This is a genomic window from Polaromonas sp. YR568 (genome assembly GCF_943371715.1).
GTDB lineage: Bacteria > Pseudomonadota > Gammaproteobacteria > Burkholderiales > Burkholderiaceae_C > Polaromonas.
Map to the genome: position 1 here is coordinate 163941 of NZ_CALRVW010000003.1, position 13677 is coordinate 177617.

A 13677-nucleotide genomic window follows, 5' to 3' on the forward strand; every position below is an offset into this window, starting at 1 on the left:
CGATTGGATGCTTGATTCATGACTGCACTGGCTCCCTACGCCTGCGACCCGGCCCGCTCGCGCGGCCGTCGCTACCCCGAGCCCGCTGCGCCGACCCGCTCGGCCTTTCAGCGTGACCGCGACCGCATTGTGCATTCCACCGCATTTCGCCGCCTGGTTTACAAGACCCAGGTCTTCTTGAACCATGAGGGCGATTTGTTTCGCACCCGCCTGACTCATTCGCTCGAAGTCGCGCAGCTTGGCCGTTCCATCGCCCGCACGCTGCAGTTGAACGAAGACCTTGTCGAAGCCATCGCGCTGGCCCACGATCTCGGCCACACGCCGTTTGGCCACGTCGGTCAGGATGCGCTCAACAGCTGTCTGAAAAGCTACAACCCGGACAGTGCCGGTTTCGAGCACAACCTGCAAAGCCTGCGTGTGGTGGACACGCTGGAGGAACGCTACCCGGACTACGACGGCCTGAACCTGTCCTTTGAAACCCGGGAAGGCATTCTCAAGCATTGCTCCCGCCGCAACGCCCGGCGCATGGAAGGGCGCGAGCCCGGTGGCGTGGCGCAGCGTTTCCTGGAGCCTTCTGGCGACGGCCTGCACACGCAGCAGCCCGGCCTCGAAGCCCAGCTTGCCAATCTCGCCGATGAGATTGCCTACAACGCCCATGACATCGACGATGGTGTGCGCTCCGGCCTGCTCAGCCTGGAGCAGCTCCAGGAGGTCGAGTTGTTTGAGGCTTACCACCGGGAAACGCTCGCCAGTCACCCTGGTTTACAGGGACGGCGGTTGTTGTTTGAAACCATACGCCGCATGCTCAGTGCCCAGGTTTACGACGTGATGGACGCCACCGGCGCCGCCTTGCGCGCTGCGATGCCGGTCGATGTGCAGGCTGTGCGTCAACTTCCGCCGCTGGTCTGCTTCAGTGATGAAATGGCCGTGAAGTCCGCGACCCTCAAGCGGTTTCTGCTACAAAATTTATACCGCCATCCGCAGGTGGTGGAGACCACCCAGACTGCCCAGCAGGTGGTGCGTGACCTGTTTGCCGCTTACATGGCCGACCCGGCGCAGATGCCGCAGGCGCACAGCGATCGCTTCGATCAACTTGACAGCCGGCCGGCCGGCAGTGCACGACACCAGGCCAGGCCCGAGCGCGTGGTGGCCGACTACATTGCCGGCATGACAGACCGTTTTGCCGCGAAGGAACACGAGCGCCTGAACGGCCGCGTGGTGTTTCCTGTGTGAAGGCCGTTCACCCTGCCAGCCTGGTGATCGCCGCCGGCGTGGTGGCGGCGCTGCATGTAGGCAAGCTGCCCCCAGCGCTACCGGCGCTGCAACAGGTGCTGGGTGTGTCCCTGGTGCAGGCGGGTTTTCTGCTGGCGCTGTTCCAGCTCGCCGGGATGACACTGGGGTTGCCTGCCGGTTTGCTGATTCAGCGCCACGGTCCGCGGCGCAGCATGCTCGCCGGTTTGCTGGTGCTCAGCCTGGCCAGCGCCTTGGGCGGCGCAGCGCAGGGGACGGCCGGGCTGCTGGCAAGCCGCGTCTTTGAGGGGCTGGGGTTTCTGTGTGTGGTTTTGCCTGCGCCCGGGCTGCTGCGCGCGCTGGTGCCTGCCGGGCGTTTGAGTCGCACGCTGGGCGCTTGGGGGGCCTACATGCCGCTGGGCGCAGCACTGGCCATGCTCCTGGGGCCGTGGGTGATGGCGCAGGCCGATCTCGCCTGGGGATGGCGAATCTGGTGGTGGCTCCTGTCTGCTTTATCCGTTCTGCTCGCCGTCCTGTTGTATCGCAGTGTCCCGGCGGACCAGTCTCTGGGGGTGGAACCATCGCGAACCCCATCCCCTGCGACGTCGTTTTTTCCCGGCGGCTTGGGTCTCCTGCAGCTAACGCTGCGCTCACGCGGCGTCTGGCTGGTGGCGCTGTGCTTTTCCATGTATTCGGGTCAGTGGCTGGCTGTTGTCGGCTTTTTGCCTTCAATTTACGCGCAGGCCGGGCTGGCGCCCGGCGCCACCGCCTGGCTCACCGCACTGGCGGCGGCGGTCAACATCATCGGCAACCTCGCGGCTGGCCGCTTGCTGCACCGGCGTGTACCTCCGCTGGCCTTGCTTGTTGCAGGTTTCGCCGCCATGGGCGGGGGCGCCTTGCTGGCCTTCGGGGTGGATGCCAGTCCGTGGTTTCAGTATCTGGCGGTGCTGGCTTTCTCGATGCTGGGGGGGCTGATCCCGGGGACACTGTTCAGCCTCGCGGTTCGTCTGGCCCCGAGCACGGCCACCGTGCCCACCACGGTGGGCTGGATGCAGCAATGGTCGGCCTTTGGCCAGTTCTGCGGGCCCCCGCTGGTGGCGTGGGTGGCTGGTCGGGCGGGACACTGGCAGCTGACCTGGACGGTGACCGGTGCCTGCGCGCTGGCCGGCATGGGGCTGGCCTGGCAGATTCACGGCTTGCTGGGACGCGAGCGCTAGTTTTGTGCCGACCCGCTCCAGGGTCACCCGCACGAAGTGGTCATGCCATGCGCCATGGCCTGGCCGGGTTTACCCATGGCCGGTAACCCGCCCTTGCATAGGCTTATGACGTGTTGGCATTTTCCGCACCGCCTTTTTTCGTCCCGAACGACTACCCTGCAGGACCTGTTCAATTTGTTACGAAGAGAGCCTGGACCGCATTCAGGCATCCATCGTGCTTAAGGACATGACATTTCAAAAGGCATGGCATGAGACTCAATCGACGTGCGCTCGTGATGGGCGGACTGGCAGCTGGCGTGGCGACGCTGACCTCGCTGGCGCATTCACAGACCGGCAAGGGTGGCCGCAAACTGGTGATCGGGCAATCGGTTCCCTTGACGGGGGCGGCCGACCAGATCGGACTGGCCTACCTCAATGGTGCGAAGCTCTATTTTGATGCGATCAATGCCAGAAACGGTGCGGCAGGCTACAGGATAGAGGTCAAGGCGATGGATGATGGCTACAACCCGGCCAAGGCTGCCAGCAACGCCAGGCAGTTGATTGACGAGGGTGTGGATGCCTTGTTTGGTTTTGTGGGAACGGCCAGTTGCGATGCCGCTTTTGCCGTCGCCAAACCGGCCAACACACTGTTTGTGGCTCCATTCGCCGCATCGGACGCACTGCGTGAAGCCGCGCTGACCAACGCATTTCATGTCCGTCCGGCGCTGGCTGACGAGGCCTACAAAATGGTGCGCCATTGCGCGACGCTGAGTCAGGACCGCATCGCTGTTTTTGCTGAAGACGATGCCATGGGTCGTGCAGGTCTGGCAGCGGTGAACCAGGCGCTGGCTGATCTGAAACGCCCCCCTCTTGTGGCAAGCGCCTTCGCGCCGGTCAACAGCGACAAGGTCGGAACTGCAGTTGCCTTGCTGGCCAAGGCCCAGCCCCAGGCCATCATTCAGGTCAGTCTGTTCAACACCTCCGCGGCCTTTATCCGCGCCATGCGCAAGACGGGTTTTGCCGGCCAGTTTCTCAACTTCTCGGTAGTCGGGATTGACCCGTTGTTCACCGCGCTGGGCAAGGAAATCGGCGGCGTGGTCATCTCGCAAGTTGTACCTTCGCCGCGCAGCGCGGGAACCCCCATCATCAAGGAGTACCTGGACGCCCTGAACGTGACCGACCAGACGCCCAGTTACGAGAGTGTCGAGGGTTACATTGCAGCACGCACCTTTGCGGAGGGTGTTCGGCGCAGTGCCGCTGGCGGTGGAAAAGCCGATCGCGCCGGGCTCCAGAAAGCCTTTGAATCCATGACCGACTATGACGTGGGCGGCTTTCGCGTCAATCTGCGTGCCAAAAAATACGAATCGGTCCGTCTGGTGGATCTGGTGACCATCACCCCGGACGGCAAAGTGGTCCGCTAGGCGCACGCGCGTCTGATCGAGAAGTGCATCCGGGGACGCGAGTGCCCCTATGATGGCGCTGAATCACAGCGCACATTGTCATGGCCCGCCTTCCCCGTCTGAGCCTTCCCGGCTATCCGCACCACGTCATCCTGCGCGGCAACAACCAGCAGGCCATATTTTCGTGTCCCGCTGATTACCAGACCTTGCTGGACCTGATCGAGGAACACGCGAGAAAATCAGGCGTTGCCGTGCACGCCTATGTGCTGATGAGCAACCACGTTCACTTGCTGGTCACACCGGAGGCTGCCGATTCCCTGCCACGCATGATGCAGGCCGTGGGCAGGCGGTATGTGCGTTATTTCAATGACAGGCAGGGGCGATCGGGCACCCTGTGGGAGGGGCGCTACCGTTCCACGCCCATCCAGACCGAAACCTATCTGCTGGCCTGCATGGCCTATATCGATCTCAATCCGGTGCGGGCCGGGCTGGTCGCCGAGGCGCGCGACTATCCCTGGTCCAGCCACGGCCACTACGTCGGATTGCGCAGCGACAAACTGGTCACGCCGCATCCCCTGTTCTGGACTTTGGGGAACACACCTTTTGCGCGGGAAGCGGCCTACGCCGACATGGTGAGCAGCGGTGTGTCCGCCAGTCAGCAGGCAGCACTGACGGAGTCGGCCCTGAGCGGTTGGGCCTTGGGAGATGCTGACTTCCTGGGGGACCTGCAAAAGCGCACGGAACGCCGGGTCGTCAAAGCGCGGGTGGGGCGCCCAACGCGAAAGCCAAAAATCCCTTGAATAGGACTCGCGATAACTACCGCTTCCAATAGCAACCTCTCCTATGATCTGTCCCCAATTAAATATAAAAAGTATCGTGTGTATTTTAATTGGAATCTGACCCCAATTTTTGTGCTTGGCATTGTTGTTGCACTGCACTATGCTCTTCTTCCCCGCGACCCTTTACGAAACTTGGCAGGACAGGCCGGTGTGCAACGTGCACCAGCGCTGTTCTACCTACCGACCCAGGAGTAAGCCATGACCACGGCTGCTGAAATCAAGCATTTTGAACAAAACGGTCTTTACAGCCCGGCCAACGAGCACGACGCCTGCGGCGTCGGCTTTGTGGCGCATATCAAGGGCCACAAAAGCCATGCCATCGTTCAGCAGGGCCTGAAGATTCTCGAGAACCTGGACCATCGGGGCGCTGTGGGTGCCGACAAACTGATGGGTGACGGTGCCGGCATCCTGATCCAGCTGCCCGATGCGCTTTACCGCGAAGAGATGGCCAGACAGGGCGTCAATCTCCCGCCTCCAGGCGAGTATGGCGTGGGCATGGTGTTCCTGCCCAAAGAACATGCCTCGCGGCTGGCCTGTGAACAGGCGCTCGAGCGTGCCGTGCGCATGGAGGGCCAGGTGTTGCTGGGCTGGCGTGATGTGCCCGTCAACCGCGACATGCCGATGTCGCCGACGGTGCGCGAGAAAGAACCCATCCTGCGCCAGATTTTCATTGGCCGCGGCAATGATGTGATCGTGCAGGACGCGCTGGAGCGCAAGCTTTACGTGATCCGCAAGACCGCGAGCGCCGCGATCCAGCGCCTGAAGCTGACGCACAGCAAGGAATATTACGTTCCCAGCATGTCCAGCCGCACCGTGGTCTACAAGGGCCTGCTGCTTGCCGACCAGGTCGGTACCTATTACCTGGACCTGACCGACCCGCGTTGCGTGTCAGCGCTGGGCCTGGTGCACCAGCGTTTTTCGACCAACACCTTTCCCGAGTGGCCGCTGGCCCACCCTTACCGATATGTCGCCCACAATGGCGAGATCAACACCGTCAAGGGCAACTACAACTGGATGAAAGCACGCGAAGGCGTGATGTCCTCGCCGGTGCTGGGTGCCGACTTGCAAAAGCTCTACCCGATCAGCTTCTCCGACCAGTCCGACACCGCCACCTTCGACAACTGCCTGGAACTGCTGACGATGGCGGGTTACCCGATCAGCCAGGCCGTGATGATGATGATTCCCGAGCCCTGGGAGCAGCACACCACGATGGACGAGCGCCGCAAGGCCTTTTATGAGTACCACGCTGCCATGCTGGAGCCCTGGGATGGTCCGGCGTCCATCGTGTTCACCGATGGTCGCCAGATCGGCGCGACGCTGGACCGCAACGGTCTGCGCCCTTCGCGTTACTGCGTGACCGACGACGACCTGGTCATCATGGCATCCGAATCGGGCGTGCTCCCGATTCCGGAAAACAAGATCGTGCGCAAATGGCGTCTGCAGCCCGGCAAGATGTTCCTGATCGACCTGGAACAAGGCCGCATGATCGACGATGAAGAGATCAAGGCCACGCTGGCGCACAGCAAGCCCTACAAACAATGGATTGAAAACCTGCGCATCCGGCTCGACGATGTGCAGGCGACGACAGTGCCTGCGCCAACGGATGGACTGAAGATGGGCGCCGACGAGGCGAGCGCAACCTCGGCGTCGAGCTCCGGCCTGACCGAGTCCCACTCCCTGCTGGACCGCCAGCAGGCCTTCGGCTACACCCAGGAAGACATCAAGTTCCTGATGTCGCCCATGGCCGTCAATGGCGAGGAAGGCACCGGTTCCATGGGCAACGATAGCCCGCTGGCCGTGTTGTCCAACAAGAACAAGCCGCTCTACAACTATTTCAAGCAGTTGTTCGCGCAGGTCACCAACCCGCCCATCGACCCGATCCGCGAGGCCATCGTGATGTCGCTGGTGTCCTTTGTGGGACCGAAGCCCAATTTGCTCGATATCAACCAGGTCAACCCGCCAATGCGGCTGGAGGTTGGCCAGCCGGTGCTCAATGTCGCCGACATGCGCAAGCTGCGCGACATCGAAACCCACACCCAGGGCAAATTCAGGAGCTATACGCTGGACATCACCTACCCGCTGGCCTGGGGCCACGAAGGGGTGGAAGCCAAGCTCGCGTCGCTGTGTGCCGAGGCGGTCGATGCGATCAAAAGCGGCAAGAACATCCTGATCGTCAGCGACCGTGGCATCAGCCCGACCCAAGTCGCCATTCCGGCCTTGCTGGCTCTGTCGGCGATTCACCAGCACTTGGTCAAGGAAGGCTTGCGCACGACGGCAGGTCTGGTGGTGGAAACCGGCTCGGCCCGGGAAGTTCATCATTTTGCGGTGCTCGCCGGTTATGGTGCGGAAGCCGTGCACCCGTATCTGGCCATGGAAACGCTGGTCGAACTCGCCAGGGATTTGCCCGGGGACCTGAGTGCCGACAAGGCGATCTACAACTACACCAAGGCGGTTGGCAAGGGACTGTCCAAGATCATGTCGAAGATGGGCGTGTCCACCTACATGAGTTATTGCGGTGCCCAGCTGTTCGAGGCGATCGGCCTGAACCGTGTGACCATCGACAAGTTTTTCACCGGTACCGCCAGCCAGGTCGAAGGCATGGGCGTGTTTGAAATCGCCGAAGAAGCGCTGCGCATGCACAAGGCCGCCTTCGGCAACGCCCCGGTGCTGGCCAACATGCTGGACGCCGGCGGCGAGTACGCCTGGCGCGTGCGTGGTGAAGACCACATGTGGACACCGGATGCGATAGCCAAGCTGCAGCATTCCACACGTTCCAACAACTGGAACACCTACAAGGAATATGCCCAGCTGATCAACGACCAGAACCGCCGCCACATGACCTTGCGCGGCCTGTTCGAGTTCAGGATCGATCCGTCGAAAGCCATCCCGATTGATGAGGTCGAGCCGGCCAAGGAAATCGTCAAGCGTTTCGCCACCGGCGCGATGTCGCTGGGTTCCATCAGCACCGAGGCGCATGCCACGCTGGCCGTGGCGATGAACCGCATTGGCGGCAAGAGCAACACCGGGGAGGGCGGCGAAGATCCGAACCGCTACCGTCAGGAGCTCAAGGGCATCCCGATCAAAAAGGGCGAGACGCTCAAGAGTGTGATTGGCGAAAGCGTGGTCGAAGTGGACTTGCCCTTGCAGGACGGGGATTCGCTGCGTTCGCGCATCAAGCAGGTCGCTTCGGGACGTTTCGGCGTCACGGCTGAATACTTGGTGTCGGCCGACCAGATCCAGATCAAGATGGCGCAGGGTGCCAAGCCGGGTGAGGGTGGCCAGCTGCCGGGCGGCAAGGTCAGCGAGTACATCGGCCAGCTGCGTTACTCCGTGCCGGGTGTGGGCCTGATCTCGCCGCCGCCGCACCACGACATCTATTCGATTGAGGATCTGGCGCAGCTGATTCACGACCTGAAAAACGTCAACCCGCGCGCCAGCATCAGCGTCAAGCTGGTCAGTGAAGTCGGGGTCGGCACGATTGCTGCCGGCGTGGCCAAAGCCAAGTCCGACCACGTGGTGATTGCCGGCCACGACGGTGGCACCGGCGCCTCGCCCTGGTCGTCCATCAAGCATGCCGGATCACCTTGGGAAATCGGCCTGGCGGAAACCCAGCAGACGCTGGTGCTCAACCGCCTGCGTGGTCGCATCCGTGTGCAGGCCGACGGCCAGATGAAAACCGGCCGTGACGTCGTGATCGGCGCCTTGCTCGGTGCCGACGAATTCGGCTTTGCCACGGCGCCGCTGGTGGTCGAGGGCTGCATCATGATGCGCAAATGCCATCTCAACACCTGCCCGGTCGGCGTCGCCACGCAGGACCCGGTGTTGCGCCAGAAATTCAGCGGCAAGCCCGAACACGTCGTGAATTACTTCTTCTTCGTGGCCGAAGAGGCCCGCCAATTGATGGCGCAGCTCGGCGTGCGCAAGTTCGACGAACTGATTGGTCGTGCCGACCTGCTCGATACCCAGAAGGGCATTGAGCACTGGAAGGCAGACGGCCTGGACTTCTCGCGTCTTTTCTACCAGCCCAACGTGCCGGCCGATGTGCCGCGCAAACACGTCATGGAGCAGGATCACGCGCTGGAAAAGGCGCTGGACGTGCGCCTGATCGAGAAATCGAAAGCAGCCCTCGAAAAGGGTGAAAAAGTCCAGTTCATCGAGGTGGCACGCAACGTCAACCGCACTGTCGGCGCCATGTTGTCCGGGGAGCTGACGCGGCGCCATCCGGAGGGCCTGCCGGACGACACCTTGCGCATCCAGCTCGAAGGCACGGGCGGCCAGTCTTTCGGCGCTTTCCTGGCCAAGGGCATCACCATGTACCTGATCGGCGATGCCAACGACTACACCGGCAAGGGCCTGTCGGGTGGCCGCATCGTGGTGCGGCCCAGCATCGATTTCCGTGGCGACGCGGTCAAGAACACCATCGTCGGCAACACCGTGCTTTACGGTGCGACCACCGGCGAGGCTTTTTTCAGTGGTGTGGCCGGCGAACGTTTTGCAGTGCGCCTGTCGGGTGCCACGGCGGTCGTTGAGGGCACGGGCGACCACGGATGTGAATACATGACCGGCGGCACCGTCGCGGTGCTTGGAAAAACCGGGCGCAACTTCGCGGCCGGCATGAGCGGTGGCGTGGCTTACGTGTACGACGAGGACGGCCAGTTTGCCAAACGCTGCAACACGGCCATGGTGTCGCTGGAAAAAGTCCAGCCTGTTGCCCAGCAGGAGGCCGGGACCGACCACGGCTTGTGGCACGGCGGCAAGACCGATGAAGCGCAACTGAAGAAACTGCTTGAAGACCACAACCGCTGGACCGGCAGCAAGCGTGCCCGCGAGTTGCTGGACAACTGGGCAGAAGCGCGCGGCAAGTTCGTCAAGGTGTTCCCGCTGGAATACAAGCGGGCACTCGGCGAAATGGCGGCCAGGAAGCTCGCTGCCGCCGCACCCGCAAAAGCGGCGTCCAAACCGGCCGGCGAAAAAGCCGCCAAAGCCGCAGCCTAAACAAGAAGTATCTGGAGTAGCCTCATGGGAAAAGTCACCGGTTTCATGGAATACGAGCGCATCGAGGAAGGCTACAAGCCTGTGCCCGAGCGGCTGAAAAACTACAAGGAGTTTGTGATCGGGCTCGACGATGCGCAGGCCAACAAGCAGGCGGCGCGTTGCATGGACTGCGGCACGCCGTTCTGCAACAGCGGCTGCCCCGTCAACAACATCATTCCGGATTTCAACGACATGGTGTTTCGGGGCAACTGGAAAAGTGCCATTGACACCCTGCACAGCACCAACAACTTTCCCGAGTTCACCGGCCGGATTTGCCCCGCACCCTGCGAGGCCGCCTGCACGCTCAACGTGAACGACGACGCGGTGGGCATCAAGTCCATCGAACACGCCATCATCGACCGCGCCTGGGCCGAAGGCTGGGTCCAGCCGCAGTCGCCCGCGCACAGGACCGGGAAAAAGGTGGCTGTGGTGGGATCGGGTCCGGCGGGCATGGCTGCGGCGCAACAACTGGCGCGGGCCGGCCACGATGTGACGGTGTTCGAGAAGAATGACCGCATTGGCGGCCTGCTGCGTTACGGCATTCCCGACTTCAAGATGGAAAAAATCCATATCGACCGCCGTGTCGAGCAGATGCAGGCCGAAGGGGTGACCTTTCGTGCCGGCGTCATGATCGGGCGTGCGAAGGACGCGTTGGGGAAGGACTCGAAAGTCATCAACTGGGCCAAGGAAACCATCACGCCCGAACAGTTGCAAAAGGATTTCGACGCGATCGTGCTGTCCGGAGGAGCCGAGCAGTCGCGTGACCTGCCCGTGCCCGGCCGTGAACTCGCCGGCATCCATTTCGCGATGGAGTTTTTGCCGCAGCAAAACAAGGTCAACGCCGGCGACAAGGTCAAGGACCAGTTGCGCGCCGACGGCAAACATGTGATCGTGATCGGCGGCGGTGACACCGGTTCGGACTGTGTCGGCACCAGCAATCGCCATGGCGCAGCCAGCGTCACGCAGTTCGAACTGCTGCCGCAGCCTCCTGTAGAGGAAAACCGTCCCATGACCTGGCCTTACTGGCCCATCAAGCTGCGTACCAGTTCCAGCCATGAGGAGGGCTGCGAGCGGGAATTCGCCATTTCCACCAAGGAATTCATCGGCGAGAAGGGCAAGGTCACCGGCCTGAAAACAGTGCGCGTGGAGTGGAAAGACGGCAAGATGCAGGAAGTACCCGGGTCCGAGCAGTTGCTCAAGGCCGATCTTGTGCTTCTGGCCATGGGTTTTGTGGCGCCGGTTGCGCCGGTGCTGGAGGCCTTTGGGGTCGAGAAAGACGCACGCGGCAACGCCAAGGCAACCACCGACTTCACGGGCGGTTATGCCACCAATGTCCCCAAGGTATTTGCGGCGGGCGACATGCGTCGTGGGCAGAGCCTGGTGGTCTGGGCGATTCGCGAGGGTCGCCAGGTGGCCCGTTCGGTCGACGAGTTCCTGATGGGCTTCAGCGACTTGCCGCGCTGAAAGCGGCAGCCCCCTCGCGAGTGGCCGAGGGTGGGCGACAGCAAGTCCGGGGTGTGCTGGCAGCGCCGCGGGGTGCGCGCTGAGCTTTTTACCGGCGGTCTCCGATTGGGTGGAGACTGCGCCCAACCCACTGCCGAGAAACCGGTGTGACGGCAGGAAAATGTAACGACCTTGAGCCTTGCCGCGACCTGTCGCGCGTAACGGCAGGCTTTCCTTCGCTATCGGTGGCGCGGGGAAGGAAAGTCGGGCGGTAGGCCTGAACCGAGCGGCTTTGCAGGCTATTCCTGTGAAAAATGAACCATTCCGACCGCCCACGTGGGTCAGAGTAATCCCTTATGATCCTCAAGCCGGATAACCGGCTTTTGTCTTTTTATGGCCTCCTCTTCCAATCCCTCCCTTGTTGAACTGCGTCACCTTACCTTTGGTTACGGTGAGCGAGTCATTCTGGACGACATTTCCCTGTCGGTACCCCGGGGCAAGGTGACGGCGCTGATGGGGGCGTCCGGCGGCGGTAAAACGACCATTTTGCGTCTCATTGGCGGCCAGATCCGTGCGCAATCCGGCGAATTGCTGTTCGATGACCAGGATGTCACCCGGATGGATCAGGAGCAGATCTATGCGGCGCGGCGCCGCATGGGCATGCTGTTCCAGTTCGGTGCCCTGTTTGCCGACTTGAGCGTTTATGAAAATGTGGCATTTCCGCTGCACGAACACACCGACCTGCCCGAAGCCCTGATTCGCGACATTGTGCTCATGAAGCTCAACGCGGTGGGCCTGCGCGGTGCGCGCGATCTCATGCCCAGCGAGGTGTCCGGCGGCATGGCGCGGCGTATCGCGCTGGCCCGCGCCATCGCGCTGGACCCGGAGCTTGTGATGTATGACGAACCTTTTTCCGGCCTGGACCCGATCTCGCTGGGAACGGCGGCGCGGCTGATCCGGCACCTGAACGACGCCATGGGGCTGACCAGCATTTTTGTCTCGCACGAGCTCGAGCAGACGTTTGCCGTGGCCGACCATGTGATCATCCTGGCCAACGGGAAAATTGCAACCGAGGGGACGCCCGAGCAGGTCCGGCAAAGCACCGATCCGCTGGTTTATCAGTATGTCCATGCCCTGCCGGACGGCCCGGTTCAGTTCCACTATCCCGGCCTCTCGGTTGAAGAGGACTTTGGCGCCAGCCCCAAGTCCGGCGCCCGGCAGCCGGGAGTAACACCATGAGCTGGTACAAGCCCTCGGATGTCGGCTTTGCCACCCGCACCAAACTGGCTGATCTGGGGCTGGGCGCGCGCCTGTTCTGGCGGCTCCTGGTGTCCCTGCCTTCCACGTTCCGGCGTTTTGGCCTGGTGCGCGACCAGATCCATTTCCTGGGCAACTATTCGCTGGTCATCATTGCGGTGTCCGGCCTGTTTGTGGGTTTTGTGTTCGGACTGCAAGGTTATTACACGCTGCAGCGTTTTGGCTCGTCGGATGCGCTGGGCCTGCTGGTGACCCTGACCTTGGTGCGCGAACTCGGGCCGGTGGTGACGGCCTTGCTGTTCGCGGGGCGGGCCGGCACCTCGCTGACCGCTGAAATCGGCCTCATGAAGGCGGGCGAGCAGATCAGCGTCATGGAGATGATGGCCGTCGATCCGGTGCAACGCATCCTGGCGCCCCGCTTCTGGGCGGGCGTGATTGTCATGCCCCTGCTGGCTGCCGTGTTCAGCGCGATGGGCGTGATTGGCGGTTGGGCCGTGGGCGTTGTCATGATTGGCGTCGATGCAGGGTCTTTCTGGAGCCAGATTCAAGGGGGGGTCGATGTCTGGAAAGATGTGGGCAACGGCGTGATCAAGAGTGTTGTTTTCGGCTTTGCCGTCACGTTTATTGCCCTGTTGCAGGGGTTCGAGGCGCAACCCACACCGGAAGGCGTGGCCAGCGCCACGACGCGCACGGTGGTGGTGGCTTCCCTGACTGTCCTGGGTCTGGATTTCATCCTGACCGCGATGATGTTTACCTGAGGAGGGTGTTGTGCAACGCTCAAAAATTGATGTGTGGGTGGGTATTTTTGTCATGATTGGCGCTGCGGCCATCCTGTTTCTGGCGCTGCAGGCCGCCAATTTGCTGAACCTGAGTTTCCAGTCCACCTACCGGATCACGGCCAAGTTTGACAACGTCGGTGGCCTCAAGCCCAAGGGCGCGGTGCGCAGCGGCGGTGTCGTGGTCGGCCGTGTCGAGTCGCTGGTGTTCGACGACAAGGCCTTCCAGGCCAGCGTGACGCTGGCCATGGAAAGCCGTTACGCCTTCCCCAAGGACAGTTCGCTGAAAATTCTGACCAGCGGTTTGCTGGGTGAGCAGTACATCGGCATCGAGGCCGGCTCCAGCGAGCAGAATCTGGTGGCTGGCGACACCATTTCCAGTACGCAATCAGCAGTTGTGCTGGAAAATCTCATTAGCCAGTTTTTGTACAGCAAGGCGGCGGACAGCAGTTCTGGCTCGGTGACTGCACCGCCCACAGGGAGCAACGAAAAAAAATGAAAC

At 62.1% G+C, this 13677-nt stretch carries 9 protein-coding genes; all 9 read left to right on the forward strand.

The annotated features are described in order from the left end of the window. Positions 1–18: 18 nt before the first annotated feature. Positions 19–1233 (forward strand): deoxyguanosinetriphosphate triphosphohydrolase, encoded by a 1215-nt coding sequence (locus AAG813_RS03575; RefSeq protein ID WP_341911905.1) that lies wholly within the window; start codon positions 19–21, stop codon positions 1231–1233. Then, positions 1230–2447 (forward strand): MFS transporter, encoded by a 1218-nt coding sequence (locus AAG813_RS03580; RefSeq protein WP_341911907.1) that lies wholly within the window; start codon positions 1230–1232, stop codon positions 2445–2447. Before AAG813_RS03575 ends, AAG813_RS03580 begins: the two co-directional genes overlap by 4 nt. Before the next feature lie 248 nt (positions 2448–2695). Next, positions 2696–3847 carry an ABC transporter substrate-binding protein gene (locus tag AAG813_RS03585; RefSeq protein ID WP_341911909.1) on the forward strand — a complete coding sequence of 384 codons (1152 nt, stop codon included), beginning with the start codon at positions 2696–2698 and terminating at the stop codon, positions 3845–3847. 80 nt (positions 3848–3927) lie between these two features. Then, positions 3928–4626: a transposase gene (locus AAG813_RS03590; protein WP_341911911.1), complete on the forward strand. Its 699-nt coding sequence runs from the start codon at positions 3928–3930 to the stop codon at positions 4624–4626. A 237-nt stretch (positions 4627–4863) separates the two neighbouring features. Beyond that, on the forward strand, positions 4864–9660 hold the full coding sequence (locus tag AAG813_RS03595) for a glutamate synthase-related protein (protein WP_341911913.1): 4797 nt from the start codon (positions 4864–4866) through the stop codon (positions 9658–9660). 24 nt (positions 9661–9684) lie between these two features. After that, positions 9685–11163, forward strand: coding sequence for a glutamate synthase subunit beta (locus AAG813_RS03600; RefSeq protein ID WP_341911914.1), 1479 nt, complete (start codon positions 9685–9687; stop codon positions 11161–11163). 372 nt (positions 11164–11535) lie between these two features. Next, the gene (locus AAG813_RS03605; RefSeq protein ID WP_341911916.1) at positions 11536–12381 is read left to right on the forward strand and encodes an ABC transporter ATP-binding protein; all 846 of its coding nucleotides are present in this window, start codon (positions 11536–11538) and stop codon (positions 12379–12381) included. After that, complete coding sequence (gene mlaE / locus AAG813_RS03610) at positions 12378–13157, forward strand: lipid asymmetry maintenance ABC transporter permease subunit MlaE (protein ID WP_341911918.1); 780 nt, start codon at positions 12378–12380, stop codon at positions 13155–13157. The genes AAG813_RS03605 and mlaE overlap by 4 nt, the downstream gene beginning before the upstream one ends. A 10-nt stretch (positions 13158–13167) precedes the next feature. Beyond that, positions 13168–13674 carry an outer membrane lipid asymmetry maintenance protein MlaD gene (gene mlaD / locus AAG813_RS03615; protein ID WP_341911920.1) on the forward strand — a complete coding sequence of 169 codons (507 nt, stop codon included), beginning with the start codon at positions 13168–13170 and terminating at the stop codon, positions 13672–13674. Positions 13675–13677: the final 3 nt, after the last annotated feature.